Annotated in this window: 16 protein-coding genes; 11 read left to right on the plus strand and 5 right to left on the minus strand. The window is 66.8% G+C overall.

Going from position 1 to position 17,055, the window contains the following annotated elements; all coding sequences use genetic code 11:
* Nucleotides 1-20: 20 nt before the first annotated feature.
* The gene (locus tag SLQ33_RS24720; RefSeq protein ID WP_413467736.1) at nucleotides 21-728 is read right to left on the minus strand and encodes a hypothetical protein; all 708 of its coding nucleotides are present in this window, start codon (nucleotides 726-728) and stop codon (nucleotides 21-23) included.
* A 301-nt stretch (nucleotides 729-1,029) separates the two neighbouring features.
* On the opposite strand from SLQ33_RS24720, the gene SLQ33_RS24725 reads away from it, so the two are divergent.
* The 10 genes from SLQ33_RS24725 (at nucleotide 1,030) to SLQ33_RS24770 (ending at nucleotide 10,685) form a co-directional block, all read left to right on the plus strand.
* Nucleotides 1,030-1,281, plus strand: a complete 252-nt coding sequence (locus SLQ33_RS24725) for a hypothetical protein (RefSeq protein WP_319456521.1) — start codon at nucleotides 1,030-1,032, stop codon at nucleotides 1,279-1,281.
* Between the two features lie 96 nt (nucleotides 1,282-1,377).
* Nucleotides 1,378-2,991: a protease pro-enzyme activation domain-containing protein gene (locus SLQ33_RS24730; RefSeq protein ID WP_413467738.1), complete on the plus strand. Its 1,614-nt coding sequence runs from the start codon at nucleotides 1,378-1,380 to the stop codon at nucleotides 2,989-2,991.
* On the plus strand, nucleotides 2,991-4,217 hold the full coding sequence (locus tag SLQ33_RS24735; RefSeq protein ID WP_319456523.1) for a zinc ribbon domain-containing protein: 1,227 nt from the start codon (nucleotides 2,991-2,993) through the stop codon (nucleotides 4,215-4,217). Before SLQ33_RS24730 ends, SLQ33_RS24735 begins: the two co-directional genes overlap by 1 nt.
* Nucleotides 4,214-4,933, plus strand: a complete 720-nt coding sequence (locus tag SLQ33_RS24740) for a hypothetical protein (protein ID WP_319456524.1) — start codon at nucleotides 4,214-4,216, stop codon at nucleotides 4,931-4,933. Before SLQ33_RS24735 ends, SLQ33_RS24740 begins: the two co-directional genes overlap by 4 nt.
* A gap of 160 nt (nucleotides 4,934-5,093) precedes the next feature.
* Nucleotides 5,094-6,071, plus strand: coding sequence for an alpha/beta hydrolase (locus SLQ33_RS24745; RefSeq protein ID WP_319456525.1), 978 nt, complete (start codon nucleotides 5,094-5,096; stop codon nucleotides 6,069-6,071).
* Between the two features lie 5 nt (nucleotides 6,072-6,076).
* Nucleotides 6,077-6,904, plus strand: coding sequence for an SDR family NAD(P)-dependent oxidoreductase (locus SLQ33_RS24750; protein WP_319456526.1), 828 nt, complete (start codon nucleotides 6,077-6,079; stop codon nucleotides 6,902-6,904).
* Nucleotides 6,905-6,933: 29 nt separating this feature from the next.
* Nucleotides 6,934-7,854 carry a ferritin-like domain-containing protein gene (locus SLQ33_RS24755; RefSeq protein WP_319456527.1) on the plus strand — a complete coding sequence of 307 codons (921 nt, stop codon included), beginning with the start codon at nucleotides 6,934-6,936 and terminating at the stop codon, nucleotides 7,852-7,854.
* A 3-nt stretch (nucleotides 7,855-7,857) separates the two neighbouring features.
* Nucleotides 7,858-9,354 carry an NAD(P)/FAD-dependent oxidoreductase gene (locus tag SLQ33_RS24760; protein ID WP_319456528.1) on the plus strand — a complete coding sequence of 499 codons (1,497 nt, stop codon included), beginning with the start codon at nucleotides 7,858-7,860 and terminating at the stop codon, nucleotides 9,352-9,354.
* A gap of 1 nt (nucleotide 9,355) precedes the next feature.
* Nucleotides 9,356-10,264: a MerR family transcriptional regulator gene (locus SLQ33_RS24765; protein ID WP_319456529.1), complete on the plus strand. Its 909-nt coding sequence runs from the start codon at nucleotides 9,356-9,358 to the stop codon at nucleotides 10,262-10,264.
* A gap of 10 nt (nucleotides 10,265-10,274) precedes the next feature.
* Nucleotides 10,275-10,685 (plus strand): VOC family protein, encoded by a 411-nt coding sequence (locus SLQ33_RS24770; protein ID WP_319456530.1) that lies wholly within the window; start codon nucleotides 10,275-10,277, stop codon nucleotides 10,683-10,685.
* Between the two features lie 6 nt (nucleotides 10,686-10,691).
* Here SLQ33_RS24770 and guaA read toward each other — a convergent pair whose 3' ends face one another.
* The 3 genes from guaA to SLQ33_RS24785 all read right to left on the minus strand — a co-directional run bounded on the left by guaA (nucleotide 10,692) and on the right by SLQ33_RS24785 (nucleotide 13,509).
* Complete coding sequence (gene guaA, locus SLQ33_RS24775) at nucleotides 10,692-12,263, minus strand: glutamine-hydrolyzing GMP synthase (protein ID WP_319456531.1); 1,572 nt, start codon at nucleotides 12,261-12,263, stop codon at nucleotides 10,692-10,694.
* Between the two features lie 9 nt (nucleotides 12,264-12,272).
* Complete coding sequence (locus SLQ33_RS24780; protein WP_319456532.1) at nucleotides 12,273-12,749, minus strand: DUF1003 domain-containing protein; 477 nt, start codon at nucleotides 12,747-12,749, stop codon at nucleotides 12,273-12,275.
* A gap of 76 nt (nucleotides 12,750-12,825) precedes the next feature.
* A complete protein-coding gene (locus tag SLQ33_RS24785) occupies nucleotides 12,826-13,509 on the minus strand; it encodes a hypothetical protein (RefSeq protein ID WP_319456533.1) in 684 nt (227 codons plus the stop codon).
* 215 nt (nucleotides 13,510-13,724) lie between these two features.
* Here SLQ33_RS24785 and SLQ33_RS24790 point away from each other — a divergent pair, with 215 nt between their 5' ends.
* Nucleotides 13,725-15,128 (plus strand): TIR domain-containing protein, encoded by a 1,404-nt coding sequence (locus tag SLQ33_RS24790; RefSeq protein WP_319456534.1) that lies wholly within the window; start codon nucleotides 13,725-13,727, stop codon nucleotides 15,126-15,128.
* 10 nt (nucleotides 15,129-15,138) lie between these two features.
* Here SLQ33_RS24790 and SLQ33_RS24795 read toward each other — a convergent pair whose 3' ends face one another.
* Nucleotides 15,139-16,875 carry a GMC family oxidoreductase gene (locus SLQ33_RS24795; RefSeq protein ID WP_319456535.1) on the minus strand — a complete coding sequence of 579 codons (1,737 nt, stop codon included), beginning with the start codon at nucleotides 16,873-16,875 and terminating at the stop codon, nucleotides 15,139-15,141.
* Between the last annotated feature and the right edge of the window lie 180 nt (nucleotides 16,876-17,055).

A 17,055-nucleotide genomic window follows, 5' to 3' on the forward strand; every position in this document is an offset into this window, starting at 1 on the left:
CGGCGGATCGATCTGACACTTCATTCGCCCACGGCGCGAACGGGGCGGGCGAGCCTGCCGCGAGCCGTCGTGTCCAACCGCACGCGACTGATCCGCCCGCACCCGGGAGTGGGCGGGCCCGAACCCGCGCCGGTGACCTCGTAACCGCAGACTCGAGCGTCGAGGCGCGCGGACGCCCCCGGCCAGTCGCCTCCGGTGACCAGCAGGGTGCACCCCTTCTGCCGAGCCCGCGCCGTCACCGCCCTGGCTCGGGTCGGCGCTATCGACCGCGCACCCAAACCCAGCACCACCAAGTCCATCCCGTCCATCAGCACGGCGGCCACCTCGACCGGATCAGTCCCCGGATCCGGAACGACCGCAAGGCGGCTCAGATCCGCACCCATCTCGACGGCCGCCAGCAGCCCCACGTCGGGCTGGCCGACGATGGCGGCGTGCCCACCCGCGGCGGTGACGGCGGCCACCATCTGCAGCACCAACGACCGCGCCCCCGACAGCACCGCCACCGACCCGCGGGGCAACGGGCCAGGAAGCCGCCCGGCCAGTGATTCGGGGAGCGGCAGCAAAGTCTCCGAGTCGGGTAGCGCAGCACTCGAGAGGGAGGGCCCACGCCACGGCGAGCCCCCCGATCCGGACGCCTTCCCGGACATCCCGGCGATCTTGCGGCGCAGGTGTTCTACCTGGTCAGCACGGTTGGATCGGTCTCGATCCAGGTTCATCGCCGCTGTCACAGCAGCACCTCCCGCACCATCCGAATCAGTACTTCATTCGAACATTTGTTCGATATCACGAGTAAACACGCGCCCTCCGACACTCGTCAAGCGGGCGCCCGCTCCCACTGCTGGTCAGCAGTACGCCGACTGCGAAATGCCTGTGCGGCGAACTGGGCGTTGGGCTAGAGTTCGATCACCAGAACCCGCTTCGGGATGGGGCTGGTGTACGGCCCTCAGCTAAAGCCACGGGGCGTGCGGAATCGCAAGACGATTCGCCGAAGACCACGTGTTCGCTACTCGGGGATAGTAAGGACTGCACATGAAGTCGAATCGTTTGGCTCGTCGCATCGCGGCGGTCGTCGGCGGCACCGCGATCGTCGCCATGGTCGGTCTGACCGCGGCCTGCGGTGGCGAAGAGAAGAAGGCTCCCGAAACGTCCACCACGCCGTCGTCGACCTCCGCTCCGTCGGTGACCCCGACGGAGAAGTCGATCAACCCCACCGGTGGCAACCTGTTCACGCCTCCGGTCAAGGCTCCGCCGGCACCGACCGCCATTCCTGGCGACAACTGACGTCGTGATGTCCCGGGAGCCCCACGCGAAGCAGTGACGGCTCCCGGGACACCGCGAGATCATTTTCTTGAGATGGTTTGGCGGCCTTCGACCGTGATGGCCCGCGGTCAGCACATCACCCCCGTGCACTGGATGCTGGTGCTCGTCACCGCTGCGGCCCTGATATGCGCGTCGTGCCTACGATCCGCACCGAGCCCAGATGCGCCCACCGAAATCGATGGCCCCTTCGCCTCGCTGCTCGATTCGTCGACGGATCTCGGCCCTGCACGGGGCGAGCACGTCCAGCTCACCGCCAAGCTCAAGGCCGCCGCGCAACCGGACGGGTTGATCGGTTGGGCCGACCAGCAGCACATGTCGGTGAACTGGCGACCCGGCGACGACTGGGCGATCGTCGAAGGCACCCCAGGTGCCGTGGCGAGCGCATTCGGCGTCGAGATCCACGACTACCGCGGCAAGAAGGGGCAAGAGTTCTACGCCTCTCCCCAACAACCCGTGGTGCCCTCGCAACTCCGCGACGAAGTCGCCGAAATCGGCCGAATCCTCAGCTACACACCGCATCACAGCTCAGTGCCGCCGACCTTCCCGCTGGAAGTCCCCGATCGCGGGCTGAGCCCCAACGCCTTGCTGACGACGTACAACGCGGCCAAGCTGGCCAGGGACGGCTTCACCGGCAAGGGCCAGACCATCGTGATCTTCGCGTTCAACGGGTTCAGCCAGAGCGATCTCGACCTGTATGCCACGACGTCCGGGCTACCCACGTTCACCCCGACCCTCGTTGGCGACCAGTTGCCCGAACCGTACGGCGAAACCACGATGGATCTCGAAGTCGCACACGCGATTGCGCCCGATGCGACCAAGGTCGTGGTCAACGCGCGGCCGACCGTGGAGGGCGAGGGTGGCTACCAGAAGATCGGACAACTGCTCGAGGACACCGAACGCCGCTTTCCCGGTGCGGTGTGGAGCTTTTCGATCGGCTGGGGGTGCGACAAGCTGATCACCGCCGCCGATCTGGCCCCCGTCCGGTCCGCGTTGGCCGACGCGCACGAAAGCGGCACGACGGCCTTCGACGCGAGCGGCGACCTAGCCGGATTCGAGTGCAAGAGCGGCGACGACTGGGACTCCCCGCCCGGCCCGAATGACATCGGACTTGACTCGGTGGCCTCAGTACCCGAGATGACCAACGTCGGCGGCACCACGCTGTCCACCGACGCGCAGGGCGTCTGGCTCTCCGAGCAGGCCTGGTTCGACGTCCCGCTGTCCCAGGGCACCGGCGGCGGTGTGTCACACCTGTTCGAGCTACCACCCTGGCAGCGTGGAATCGCTGAAAGTGTTGCGCCAGAACGGAAGACCGGCAAGAGAATGACGCCAGACATCGCGGCGGTGGCTGATCCGTTCACCGGGGTGAGGATCGTGCACGACGGCCAGCCGGCGGTCGGCGGCGGCACCTCGCAGTCGGCACCCATCCTGGCGGCGCTGACCGCCGTGATGAACCAGTACCTGCTCGCCAACGGCGGCAGGCTCATCGGTGACATCAATCCCGTGCTGTACCGCATCGCACAAGGTGCTCCGCTGCCCGCGTTCCGCGACGTCGTACTCGGCGGAAACGCCGTCGACGATGCGGGTCCCGGCTACGACCTGGTCACCGGGCTCGGCACCCCGGACGTCGACAACCTGGTGCGCAACATCCTCCTCTTCCAAAGGGCCACTTGATGAGCACCGACGGTAGTGACTCCGGAGTCACCGACGACCCACGCCCCACGATTGAGTGCTCGAGGTGCGAGCTGGCCGTGCCCGCAGGCGAATTCTGCGGGTGGTGTGGCGATCCCCTCGACGAGGAGAAGCGCAAGGGACCGAAGTGGTTGCGCATCGGGGCATTCAGCGCCTCGCCCGGCGAACACCTGCTGACCCCGAACATCGCCAGCTCGCTGTTCCCGCACCTTCCACCTGCTTCGCGGATCGTGTTTCTGCTCGGACTGGGGCTACTGCTGGCCGCCCTGGTCGCGGCCACGCTGTTTCGGCTTCCCGCGGCGCTGATCACCGTTGCGGCGCTTGGCTTGCCCCTGCTGTTCCTGATCTACCTGCAGGAGGCCGACGTCCACCGCGACATCCCGTCGGCCACGCTGGTGTTGACGGCCGCGCTGGGCATCGGCCTCGGCGTCGGCTGGGTGCTGCTGACCGGCGCGGCGGTGGCACGTTCCTACGGCGTGCCGCTGGGGGCAGGCATCAGCGGAGCCCGACTAATGCGCGACGGGCTCGGCGTCCCCGTGGGCGGCATGCTTCTGATGGTGGTGCCCGCCGCGTTGGTCCGACTGTTCCGGCCGGGCACGCGAGAGTCGTTGGACGGCTTCGCACTCGGTGCGCTTGGCGCCCTGATGTTCACCGGCGCGGCGACGCTCACCCGGTTGGCGCCCCAGTTCGCCACCGGCATGGTGGCCAAGGCGCGACCGATGGGAGGGCTGATCGTCGAAGCCGGCATCCGCGGCATCGCGGTGCCGCTCACCGCGGCCTGCGTCGGCGGGCTCGTCGGTGCGGCACTATGGTTCACCCGGCCGGCCAACAAGAAGGGGCAAGGGCGCAACTACGTGCGGCTGTTGCTCGGGCTGATGGCGCTCGTGGTGATGGCGATGTACGCCGCGCTTGGCCTCGTCGACGTGGCGCGGGTACCCCAATTCCTCCAGTTGGCAGTACATCTCACGATGGCCGCCATCGCTGTGCTGGCGCTGCGCGTCGGACTGCACCTCGCTCTGCTGCACGAGGCGCATGACGACGTCCACGAAGACGAACCGATCCTGTGCCCCCACTGCGGCCACGTCGTCCCCGACATGGCGTTCTGCGTCGCATGTGGCGCGGCCACCCGGGCGGCTTCGCGGTCGTCGCGGCAGACGCGCCGAGACACCCGGCCGGTGCACAACGAACCGGAGTCGGATTCCCCATGACCACCGTCGTTCCGGGCCATACCTACTTCTCGGGCACGTACACCGCGCCCGCCGTGAAGAAGACGTCACACCGCCACCTGATCGTCGTCTGGGTGCTGGCCATCGCCGTCGTCGCGGCCGGACTGGTCACGCTGTCGGGAGCCCTCGAGAAGCCCAAGGCCCGCTATGTCTGCCCGCCCAACTGCGGAAGTCCGCCGATCGGCGAGCCGGTGACGGCCAATCCGCGGTTCACCTCCGCAGACGGCGCCTTCTCGGTGTCCTACCCCGCAACCGGTGCGGCCTACAACGTCACCACCGCACCGGACAGCGTCACTGCCGACCTGTTGGCGGGCGACGGTGGCACCATGCGCCTGTTCAGCCAGCCTGCGGCCGGGCGCACGCCCAAACAGATCGCCACCGCGTTGGTGAACCAGACGTTCCCCGACACCAAGACGGCCTACGAGATCCCCAACGCCATGGTTGGCTACCAGCCGGGCTACGGCCTGGTCGCCGACTGTTGGCCCCAGGGCGCGACGGCGAGCTACTCCCGGATGCGCGTGATCGTCATGGTCGCGATCAAGGGCGACCTCGCGCTGGTCGCTGGCGCGGTTGGCCCGTACCACGCGTTCAGCCCGGAATTCGGCTCGGGAAAGCCGTCCGCCGCCAGCCTGCAACTCGCCCTTGACATGGGCAAGTACGTCAACAGCTTCACCTGGCGCGGCGACCCGCTGCGCTGAACCCACGGCTTGAGCGTTGAGGTAGCGCTCACGGTCATGGCCACTCGCAGTTTCGCGCAGCCAGCACTATCTCAACGACCGGGTACAACCCGTGACCTGATTCACCCACGGCCAAATGTTGACATTGACAAATGTCATCATTCGCTGCTGTACTCGATTCGTGACGGATACCTTGCCCGTCCGCGGCTCGATGAGGAGTCGCGGCGCCGCCGCGGTCAGCACGTTGACCCTGCGTCCTGTTAGCGCGGTGCTCCCACCCGAGCGCGCTTGGGGCCTGTGGGCCTCCCGCCGGATCGTCGCCCGGATCATGAACGCGTTCGGCCCGTCGCTGGCCGGGACGCGCGTCGAACCCGTCGACGTTCGGATGGCCGACGGCCGCCGGGTCGTCGGGGAATGGGTGCGCGGCCCGGGGGTAACGACAGGCGAGCGCGCCGTCTACTTCATCCACGGCAGCGGCTTCGCGTTGTGCTCGCCGCGGACCCACCGCAGGCTGACCGCCTGGCTGTCCCGCTTGACCGGGTTGCCCGTGTTCTGCATCGACTACCGGCTCGCGCCCGAATACCGGTTCCCGACGGCCGCCATCGACGTCCGCTCCGGCTGGGACTGGCTGTGCAGCGAACGCGGGCTGTCCCCGGACCGGATCTTCGTGGCAGGCGACTCGGCCGGTGGTCACCTGGCCGTCGACCTGATGTTGCAGCCCGACGTCGTCCACCCGGCCGGAATGGCGTTGTGCTCCCCCCTGGTTGACCTGACGTTCGAGCTGTCGCGCACTCGGGAGGCGCTACGACGCGACCCGGCGGTCCGTGCGGCGGACGCGGCCCGGCTCGTCAAGTTGTACTGCGCGGGAACGGATGTCAGTCATCCCCGGCTCACGCTCGACGTGGCGGGTGGGCGGGCGATGCCGCCGACGCTGATCCAGGCCGGCGGGGGCGAGATGCTCGTCGCCGACGCCCGCAAGCTCGCCGCCGACATCGTCAAGGCAGGCGGCGACTGCGAACTGCAGGTGTGGCCCGACCAGGTGCACGTATTCCAGGCGCTCCCGAGGCTCACCCCGGAGGCCGCACCCGCGATGCGCCGGGTGGCCGCCTTCGTCTTGGAGGCGCTGAGCCGCAACATGATCCACGAAGCGGTGGGGTGAACGCCATGGGCATCTTCGGATCACAGAAGCGCAGTCGCCGCGCGGACGCCGTCATCACCGGCGCGGGCAGCGGCATCGGTGCGGCGTTCGCCGTCGAACTCGCCACGCGTGGCGGCCGGGTGGTGTGCAGCGACGTCGACGAGGTTTCCGCCCGTGCGACGGCCGACCGGATCAACACCGCGGGCGGCGACGCGACGGCGCTGCGCTGCGACGTCTCGCAGCTCGCCGACGTCGCGCTCTTGGCCAAGGAGGCGCAGGCCTGGTTCGGCGGACCACCCACCCTGGTGATCAACAACGCGGGCGTCGGCGCAGGCGGCAAGGCCATCGGCGAGGCCGAGCTCGACGACTGGAACTGGGTGCTCGGCGTCAACCTGTGGGGGCCCATCCACGGTTGTCACGTGTTCGCGCCCATCCTGCGCGAGGCGGGCCAACCGGCGGGCATCATCAACGTCGCCTCCGCAGCGGCGTTCGGCGCGGCGCCAGGAATGGCGGCCTACAACGTCAGCAAGGCCGGAGTGCTGTCGCTGTCGGAAACCTTGGCCGCCGAACTGTCCGGCACGGGAGTCAACGTCACCGTGCTCTGCCCGACGTTCGTCAAGACCAACATCGTCGAAGCCGGGCGGATCACCGCACAGTCCACTCAACTAGCCGAACGCCTGATGCGCTGGACCGGCTTCTCTCCCGAGCGCGTGGCCCGCACGTGTCTGGACACGCTCGACCGCGGCGACCTCTACTGCATGCCGCAGCCCGACGCCAGGATCGGTTGGGGCATCAAGCGTTTCACCCCGACGGTGTACACCCGCGCCGTCGGGCTCACCACTCGGTTGACGTAACTCATCCAAAACCGACTAGGAGGTTCGCGATGGCTATCGACATGGATGCGATGCTGGCGAAGATCAAGGACCGCCAGTGGGCGCTGGCCGACATCGATTGGGATGCGCCGGGCGCCGAGTTCATCTCTGACGAGCAGCGGCCCAAGCTCAAAGCCTTCATGGCCGATCTGTGCTGGATCGAGAACATCGGCGCCCGCGGCTTCGCGGCACTGGCCAAGAAGGCCCCGACGCCAACGATCGCCGAGATCTACCGCTACTTCCACGCCGAGGAGCAGCGGCACGCCAATGCCGAACTCGCGCTGATGAAGCGGTGGGGCATGCTCGAGGACGGCGAAGTCCCGGAACCGAACGTCAACATCCGGCTGGCCATCGACTGGCTGGACCGCTGGGCGGACGACATGCCGCTGTCACTACTCGGCACCGTGATCCCGATGCTGGAGGTCGCGCTCGACGGCGCGTTGCTGAAGTTTCTGCTCGACGAGGTGGATGACCCCGTGTGCCACCAGGTGTTCGAGAAGATCAACAACGACGAGTCACGACACCTCGTGGTCGATTTCGAGGTGCTCGACATGATCGGGCACGCCAAGGTCCGGCGCTTGCTGATCGACTTCGTCGGCCGCAACGCCACTCCGGGTCTGGTCATCGGCGCGATCATGGGTGCGCCGCTGATAAACAGGATCCGCAACGAGATCGTCGCAATGGGCATGGAGCCAGAGCGGCTGTACAAGGCCGTGAAGCGGTTCAAGGAACTCGGCGATCGGGGCGAATCCACCCGGCGGGTACCGACATACCGGTTTCTGAGGCGGTACGCCGGCGTGGTCACCAACCCCCGCCACCCCTACCATCTGCTGGCCAACTCGATGGTCTGGCTCTCCGATCGGTACCCGCGGCCGCTGCTGCCGTCGGTACCGAGCTGGGTCAATGAAGTTACCCACGAACCGGCGGCCTGAGCCGTGGCCAAACACGTCTACGACACGCTGATCGTCGGGACCGGGTTCACCGGAATCGGTGCCGCCGCCAAGCTCACCGAGGCAGGCGTCGACGACCTCGTAATCCTCGAGCGCGAACAACGCGTCGGCGGCACCTGGCGGGACAACACGTATCCCGGTGCGGCGTGCGACATCCCGTCGCTGCTGTACTCGTTCTCGTTCGTGCCCAACCCGACGTGGTCACGCGCCTACTCCCCTGCCGAGGAGATCCGGCTCCACATCGAGGGCATGGTCGACGCCTTCGACCTACGCCGGCGCATCCAGTTCGGCGTCGAGGTCGACGGCCTGCGCTTCGACGAGGCCGAAGGCACCTGGACGGTGAACACGACGGGCCGAAAGCAGTTTCGCGCCCGCACCGTCGTGCTGGCATCCGGACCGCTGCCCGACCACGGGTGGCCGGACATTCGAGGCCTCGACACATACGAGGGACACAAGATCCACAGCGCCCGGTGGGATCACGACTACGACTTCAGCGGCAAGCGCGTCGCCGTGATCGGCACGGGTGCCAGCGCCGTCCAGATCGTGCCCGAGCTCGTGAAGACCGCGGGGTTCGTCAAGGTGTTCCAGCGCACTCCCGGTTGGGTGATGCCCCGACTCGACGTCGCCACCCCAAGACGCGCCCAGGACTTGTTCGCCAAAGTGCCTGCCGCCCAACGACTCGCACGCCAGGCCTTGTACTGGGGGCATGAGGCCAGCGCCACCGCCCTGGTGTGGGACACCCCGCTGACCCGGCTGGTCGCGCGGCTGGGCAAGGCGCACCTGCACCGCCAGGTGAAGGATCCCTGGCTGCGCCGCCAGCTGACCCCGGACTTCACCCCCGGATGCAAGCGCATGCTGGTCTCCAGCGACTACTACCCCGCGCTGCAGAAGGACAACTGCAAGCTCATCGACTGGCCGATCGCCACCATGAGCCCGGTGGGAATCCGCACCAGCGACGGCATCGAACACCACCTCGACGCCGTCGTCTTCGCCACCGGCTACGACGTGCACCTGACCGGCCCGCCGTACCCCGTGACGGGACTCGGCGGACGATCGCTCGCCGACGAATGGGCAAGCGGCGCGCAGGCTTACAAGAGCATCAACGCGCATGGCTACCCCAACCTGTTCTTCATGACCGGGCCCAACTCGGGCCCCGGCCACAACTCGCTGCTGGTCTACGTCGAGGGCCAACTCGACTACGCCGTCGCGGGCATCACCACGATCCTCAACGACGACCTGCGCTACCTCGACGTCCGCGCCGACGTCCAGCGCAGGCACAACGAGTGGCTACAGAGGCGACTGACCAAGACCACCTGGATGAGCGGATGCAGCAGTTGGTACCTGACCGCCGACGGTTTCAACGCGTCGATGTACCCCGGGTTCGCCACGCAGTATCTTCGACAGATGCGGGACTTCCGATTCGCCGACTACCTGGCCGTGGCGAGCGACGTGCGCGCGCCAGCCATCGCCTCGTCGGGCTGACGTGCCCGCACGACAGCCGCGACAGCAGGCGGGGGCGATCTCGACGATCCTGACGGGTCTCCGCCGGGCGCCACGACGCGTCCGGCGCGGCTCACAGGGCGTCATCGAGAATGCGGTGTCGCAGCTGTTCGACGCTGCCGTGCGACCGCACGGCGTCGAGGCGTCCGGCGAGTACCGCATCGAGGAGCTGGCGCGGCTGGGCGGCACCACCACCCGCAACATCCGGGTGTACCGCGATCGCGGCCTGCTGCACCCACCGCTACGGGTGGGCCGAATCGCGTTGTTCAACGACACGCACCTCACGCGGCTGCGGCTCATCACGTCGATGCTCGACCGCGGCTACAACATCGCGCACGTCCACGAAATGCTCAGTGCCTGGGAACAGGGCAAGAACCTCGGCGACATGCTGGGCCTTGAGTCGGCGATCGCGGGCAGCTGGGCGACCGAAAAACCCGAGCGCATGTCGGTGGCCGACGCCAAGCGACTGGTCGACGACGAGGCCGGTTTCGAGCGCATGGTCGGCCTCGACGTCATCAAGCTCCAGGACGGCGAGGCAATCGTCGTGCGGCCCAAGCTGATCGAGGCGTTCAACGAGATCCGTCGGTACGGGGTGACCACCGACACCCTCATCGACATCCACGAACAGATCGCGCCGCTGATCGATCAGATCAGCGGAATCCTGGTACGCGCCGGTGTCGAGCACGTCGTCGACCAGATCAATCCTGGCGCCGCGCTGCCTCCGGATACCGAAGTGGCCGAACTGATCACGATGCTGGTGAGGTTTCGCACCCAGGCGGTCGCAGCGGTGTCCGCAACGCTGGCCTTTTCGATAGAGTCGACCATCGAGTCGGTGGTAGGCGAGATCCTGACCAACTTCATCGACAAGGAAGCCGAGAAGGATCCGGAATGAGGAATCCGCGTTGCACCGCATCTTGTTGAATACGTTCGTCATCGATGCACCGTCCGAGGTTCGAGATCAGACCGTGGCGTTCTGGTCCGGTGCCCTCGGTGCGAATGCCACCCCGACAGGCATGGACAACTACCACATCCTCGACGGAGCGATGCCGCCCAACAGGGTCGTCGTGCAGGACGTGGGCACCGGAACCGCGGGCGTTCACTTCGACATCCACACCGACGATCTCGACGCCGAGGTCGATCGGCTCCTCGGACTTGGCGCCACGATGGTCGACGCCACCTGGGCCAAGCATCCCGGCCGGTGGGTGATCATGCGGGATCCCGCGGGCGTTCAGTTCTGCGTCGTCGACGCGCTCAATCCGCTTCGCTCGCAGGAGCACCGCGATGACTTCGAGAAGCGTGCTAAACCCGTCTGAGCCGGGTCACTCCCACTCGATGGTGCCTGGCGGCTTGCTCGTCACGTCGAGCACCACCCGGTTGACCTCGGACACCTCGTTGGTGATGCGCGTCGAAATCCGTTCCAACACTTCGTAGGGCACCCGCGTCCAGTCGGCGGTCATCGCGTCCTCGCTGGACACCGGCCGAAGCACGATGGGGTGGCCGTAGGTGCGTCCGTCGCCCTGAACGCCGACCGAGCGGATGTCGGCCAGCAGCACCACCGGGCACTGCCAGATCTGGTGGTCCAGCCCGGCGGCGGTCAACTCCTCGCGGGCGATCGCGTCGGCGCGGCGCAGCGTGTCGAGCCGTGACGCGGTGACCTCGCCGACGATACGGATGGCGAGCCCAGGTCCTGGAAACGGTTGGCGCGCAACGATTTCCTCGGGCAAGCCGAGCTCGCGTCCCACCGCGCGGACCTCGTCCTTGAACAGCAGCCTCAGCGGCTCGACGAGTTTGAACTTCAGATCGTCGGGCAGCCCGCCGACGTTGTGGTGGCTCTTGATGTTCGCCGCACCCGTACCGCCCCCGGACTCGACAACGTCGGGATACAACGTCCCCTGCACCAGGAATTCGACGTCGGATCCACTGTCCCCCACGATATCTCGCACCGCACCTTCGAACGCGCGGATGAACTCGCGGCCGATGATCTTGCGTTTGCCCTCGGGGTTCGTCACCCCGGACAGCGCATCCAGGAAGCGGGCCTCGGCGTCGACGGTGACCAGCTTGGCACCCGTCGCGGCGACGAAGTCGCGCTGCACCTGCCCCCGCTCCCCCGCCCTCAACAGCCCGTGGTCGACGAACACGCAGGTCAACCGGTCACCGATGGCGCGCTGCACCAGCGCTGCCGCCACGGCGGAGTCCACCCCACCGGATAGCCCACAGATGGCCCGGCCGTCGCCGACCTGCGCGCGCACCTGTTCGACCAACGCCTCGGCGATGTTGGCCGCCGTCCACGTCGCGCCGATGCCGGCGAACTCGTGGAGGAAGCGGCTGAGGATCTGCTGGCCGTGCGGGGTGTGCAGCACCTCGGGGTGATACTGCACGCCTGCCAACCTGCGGGCGCGATCCTCGAACGCCGCGACCGGGGCACCGGCGCTGACGGCGACGACGTCGAACCCCTCCGGCGCCTCCGTGACCGCGTCGCCGTGGCTCATCCACACCGACTGGGTTGCGGGAAGATCCGAATGAAGCTCTCCGCCAGTCACTTTGAGCTCGGTGCGGCCGTACTCGCTGGTTCCAGTGTGCGCGACGGTACCGCCGAGCGCCTGCGCCATCGCCTGGAAGCCGTAGCAGATGCCGAACACGGGCACGTCGAGCTCGAAGATGGCCGGGTCGAGTTGCGGTGCCCCTTCGGCGTACACACTGGCCGGCCCGCCGGACAACACGATGGCGCTGGGACCCTTGGCCTTGATGTCGTCGACGGTGGCGGTGTGCGGGATGACCTCCGAGTACACCCGCGCCTCGCGGACCCGCCGTGCGATCAGCTGCGCGTACTGGGCGCCGAAGTCGACCACCAACACCGGCCCGGGACCCGGGTGATTTGCGGGGGAATTCACCACCCCAGTCTAGTGGCGGACGTCCGCCTCACCGTTCGAGCCCGGCCCTGGCGCCGCGGGGGTGTCCGCGCCCATGTACTGGTGCACGGCCCTCGTGAGTTCCAGGATCTGCTGCGATAGCTGCAACAGCTGACAGTTCTGCTTGTCCTCCTCCTGAACCAGCTGCCACTGATGGTCCGCGATGACCTGGCGCTTGGCGTCGGCCCGGTTCTGACTGATCATCACGAACGTCGACAGGAAGATCGCCTCGAGCGACACGATCATGGTCAGCAGCCCGAAGGGATAGCTGTCGAATCCGAGCAGCGTCCCAGACACGATCCAAACGGCGAACCAAACAACATGGAGGTAGACGAAGGCCATCGACCCAGCGAAGGTCGTGATCTTGTCGGCGATGCGGTTCTGCAGGCTGTTGGCTCGCTCCTCAGCGTGTTTGAGCAGAGCCGGACTGATGTGCGGGTGGAGGTGCGTGGTGGGCACGGTTGACATGGCTCACGGTAACCAGCCAACCGGTGTCCAACCTGGTTTGGCCAGCGCATTCACAGTGAGGTGACAGGAGTTTGGGTCACTGCGCATTTGCTCGCCACAGCACCGAGATCCCTTCCTCGCTGACCGCCATCGCCCGGATGAACGTCTCGTTGTCGAAGCCTGGCAGCTCCTGCATCTCGTTCAGCAGCGCGTCGTCCTCGCCGAGCGGCACCGACTTGGTGGTGCCGTCGCGGTAGGTCAGCACGAAGAACACGTCGTCCGAGACCGGGCCGGCCGACGTCGTCATCAACGCGACCTCGGCCAGTCCGTCGGAACGGGCGGCGACTTGCGGTGACCCGGCGAGGTGCGCTTCGAGCAGGTCGTCCACTTCACGGCCGAACGGCTGCAGTACGGCCGGGCCGCGATCGGGGAACCCGAAGCGGATCGCCCGGTACGTGCCGAGTTCGACCGGGCCGACTTTGCGGTCGAAGTTCTGCTCGGTCAGCCGGACCTCGCTCAGCGGCCAGCTTCCGAACAGGGCGACCCCGCGGTCGGGGTTGGCCCTTGAGGACTCGACGACGAACAACCTGCTGGCGCTCGCTGCGATCAAACTCCAGTTGGGCAGCCCGCCAGCCAGATCCTCACGGCCGAGCACGCCGGGTTGGGCACCCATGCTGTTGCCCAACCAGGTGAAGTTGGCGGCGGCAACGAGCGGCGCGTCGGCGAAGGGCTGCGTTCGCTTGATCAGCAGCCGCATCCGGCGGCGCTGGAGGAAGTTCACGCGACCATTCTGGCAGCGGATACCCAGCCGACGCGCGCGACTAGGTAACCAACGGGTCTCGACTCGGGTATTCCAGCTGAGCCGCCGCAGGCCAGCACGGCGTTTCCGTTAGCCGAAGGGCCGCTCGTCCCTATGATGTGGGCCATAGTCAGACGTGCTGATGCGGTTCCTGAACCAGGGGGAGGACCGGGGACGTGGACGTAACGAATGAAGACGTGACGAAAGTATTCGTCAGCCACTCGAGCGAAGACGGTCGCGCGGTGACGTCGCTCGTCGGTGACCTTCAAAGGGCCGGAACGCAGGTGTGGCTGGACCATCAGCTGAAAGGTGGCGACGCCTGGTGGCCGTCCATCTTGAGTCACATCCGCGCTTGCACGGTGTTCGTCTTCGCCGTCTCGGAGAACTCGCTCAACTCCGAGCCTTGCCAAGCCGAATTGCGCTATGCGATGGACTTGGGCCTACCAATCCTGCCTGTGCAATTGGGTGAGGTGCGAAGCTATCGCATCGACACGATCTTCTCCAGGCAGATCATCGATCATCGCAACCCCACGGCCTCCTCCGCAGCGGCGCTGTTCGGCGCGATTGCAGAGTTGCGCACGTTCCGGAGCAGCCTCCCCGACCCGTTGCCGACTCCGCCACCCGACCCGTACGAGTACCTGCGACGACTTGGCGAGGTCGTTAATGGGCCCGAACCGGTGTCGTACACCCAACAGGTCGACATCCTGAATCAACTTCGTGAGAAGTATCGACAAGAGCGGGATCCAAAGGCTCACGCTGACGTCCGCCATCTTTTGGAGACACTGCGTGATCGACCCGAAACTGCCCAATCGGCGGCCGAAGACATCAACACGCTTCTCCAGTCCGCGAATCGAAACACCGGTCCCCACAGGCAGGTACCTCCGCCACGCACGCGTAGCCGAAAGCCGCTCGCCTGGCTGGCGGCCATCATCGTCCTGTTAGCGGTCGTTACCGGCGGCATCATCGGTGGCTACCTGCTGCTGAAGCCGTCGCCGACCCCGGTCGCCGGTCCACCCGAGCCTGGCGATCTCCAGGTGGCGTGGAGTGACGACGGCTTCGGCATCGACGTGGGCGACCCGAACGCACCGTCGAGGATTTCGCTCTTCATCGACCCCCAGTGCTGGCATTGTGCGAACTTCGACGCCCTCTACGGAGATGAGATCTCGCGTGGGATTTTGGACGGTGACCTGCAGGTGACGTACCGGCCGTTGATTGGCCAGGACGAAGAGAAGCAGAATGATTACTCGAGCCGGGTGGCCAACGCGTTGTTCCTCGCCGCGAGTCCTGATACCGGCACCACGCCGCAATCATTCGCCAAATTCGTAAAGCTGCTGTGGAATCCGCCAACGGAAGGCACACCGGACAACGCGGGCATTGCGGCCATGGCAGAGGACAGCGGCATCCCATCGGACGTCGTCGAACTTATCGACTGGGGCGAAGCCGCCGTCGAGGTCCAACAGATGTACGAAGCGAATCTCGACGAGTTCTGGCGCAAGGCCCCCCGCACCAATACGACGCCCGTCGTCTACGACGAGGTCGCTGGTTCCACCGTTGACTTCGACAATCGCGATTGGCTCAACCGACTCGACAAGTCCGGCTAGCCGGTACGACTCACCCGGCCGAGGTAGCCGGCACGATCGGCAACCGCCGCAAAGCGCCAGGGGCGTCCGCAGGCACCACCGGATGTTCGGGGGCGATGGGTGCCAAGCGCTGGTACGGCTGCCCCTGCGCGGGGCGCTTATCGTCCTGGTTCTTGTTCGGCCACAGCGCTGCCGCGCGTTCGGCCTGGGCGGTGATGGACAGCGACGGGTTGACTCCGAGGTTCGCCGAGACCGCGGCACCGTCCATGACGGACAGTGTCGGATACCCGTACACGCGTTGGTACGGGTCGATGACGCCGTGCTCGGGGGTGTCACCGATGGCGGCGCCGCCGAGGAAGTGCGCAGTTAGCGGAATGTTGAACAATTCGCCCCACGTGCCACCCGCGACGCCGTCGATCTTCTTGGCGATGCGCCGGGTGACCTCGTTGCCCGCGGGGATCCACGTGGGGTTGGGCTCGCCGTGGCCCTGCTTGCTGTCCAACATGCGGAAGCCGAACTTCGTTTTCCGGGTGAACGTGGTGATCGAGTTGTCGAGGTGCTGCATCACCAGCGCGATCACCGTGCGCTCGCTCCACTGCCGGGGGTTGAGCATCCGCAGCATCTGCTTCGGATCCTCGCCTGCCTGATCCAGCAGCTGCCGCCACCGCGGGGTGTCAGTGCCCTGCGGTCCGGTGCCGTCGGTCATCAGCGTCTGCAGCAGACCCATCGCGTTCGAGCCCTTGCCGTAGCGCACGGGTTCGACGTGGGTGTCGGCGGTCGGGTGGATCGACGACGTGATCGCCACGCCGTGGGTGAGGTCGTACTCGCCGGTGACCTTCAGCGTGGCCGCGCCGACGATGGACTCCGAGTTGGTCCGCGTCAGCACGCCGAGCTGGTCCGACAGCTTCGGCAGCGTGCCCTTGTCGCGCATCTTGAACAGCAGCTTCTGGGTGCCGTACGTGCCCGCCGCCAGGATCACGTAGCGCGCCGTGAACGTCTTTCGCCTCCGTCGCAGCTTGCTGCCGGTGCGCGCCGTGCGAACCTCCCACAGTCCGTCCGCGCGCTGCTCGAACCCCTTGACCATCGTCAGCGGATGTACTTGTGCGCCAGCCGATTCCGCCAACCCGAGGTAGTTCTTCAGCAGGGTGTTCTTGGCGCCGAATCGGCAGCCGGTCATGCACGCTCCGCATTCCAGGCAACCCGTGCGCGCCGGGCCCGCCCCGCCGAAGTACGGGTCGGGGACGGTCTTGCCTGGGGTCTTCTCGCCGTCGGGCCCGAAGAACACCCCGACCGGCGTCGCGACGAACGTGTCGCCCACGCCCATGTCGTCGGCGACTTCCTTCAAGATCCGGTCGGCGTCGGTGAACGTCGGATTCGGGACGACGCCGAGCATCCGCTGCGCCTGCTCGTAGTGCGGCATGAGCTCGGCGCGCCAGTCGGTGATGCCCTTCCACTGCGGGTCGTTGAAGAACGGCTCCGGTGGGACGTACAGCGTGTTGGCGTAGTTGAGCGATCCGCCGCCGACGCCTGCGCCCGCCAGGATCATCACGTTGCGCAGCAGGTGGATGCGCTGGATGCCATACATCCCAAATTGCGGGGCCCACAGGAACTTGCGCAGGTTCCAGGAGGTCTTGGCGAACTCGTCGTCGGCGTACCGCCGACCCGCTTCGAGGACGCCGACGCGGTAGCCCTTTTCGGTCAGGCGCAGCGCGCTGACGCTGCCGCCGAACCCCGAGCCGATGATCAAGACGTCGTAGTCAGGCTCCATCGGTCGATTATGAACTTACTGGCGGGTAACTTCTAGAGAGGCGACCCTAAGTACGCGAGTTCTGCGTGGTAGCTGCGATCAGCGGGAGACAGCGACGACCCTGCTGCAGAACTCGACGATCACCACGCCCATTTCTGCGGAATGGTCGTGATCACCTCCGGACCACGACCCTGCTGCAGA

The sequence above is a fragment of the Mycobacterium sp. RTGN6 genome (assembly GCF_033804605.1).
Classification (GTDB): Bacteria; Actinomycetota; Actinomycetes; order Mycobacteriales; family Mycobacteriaceae; genus Mycobacterium.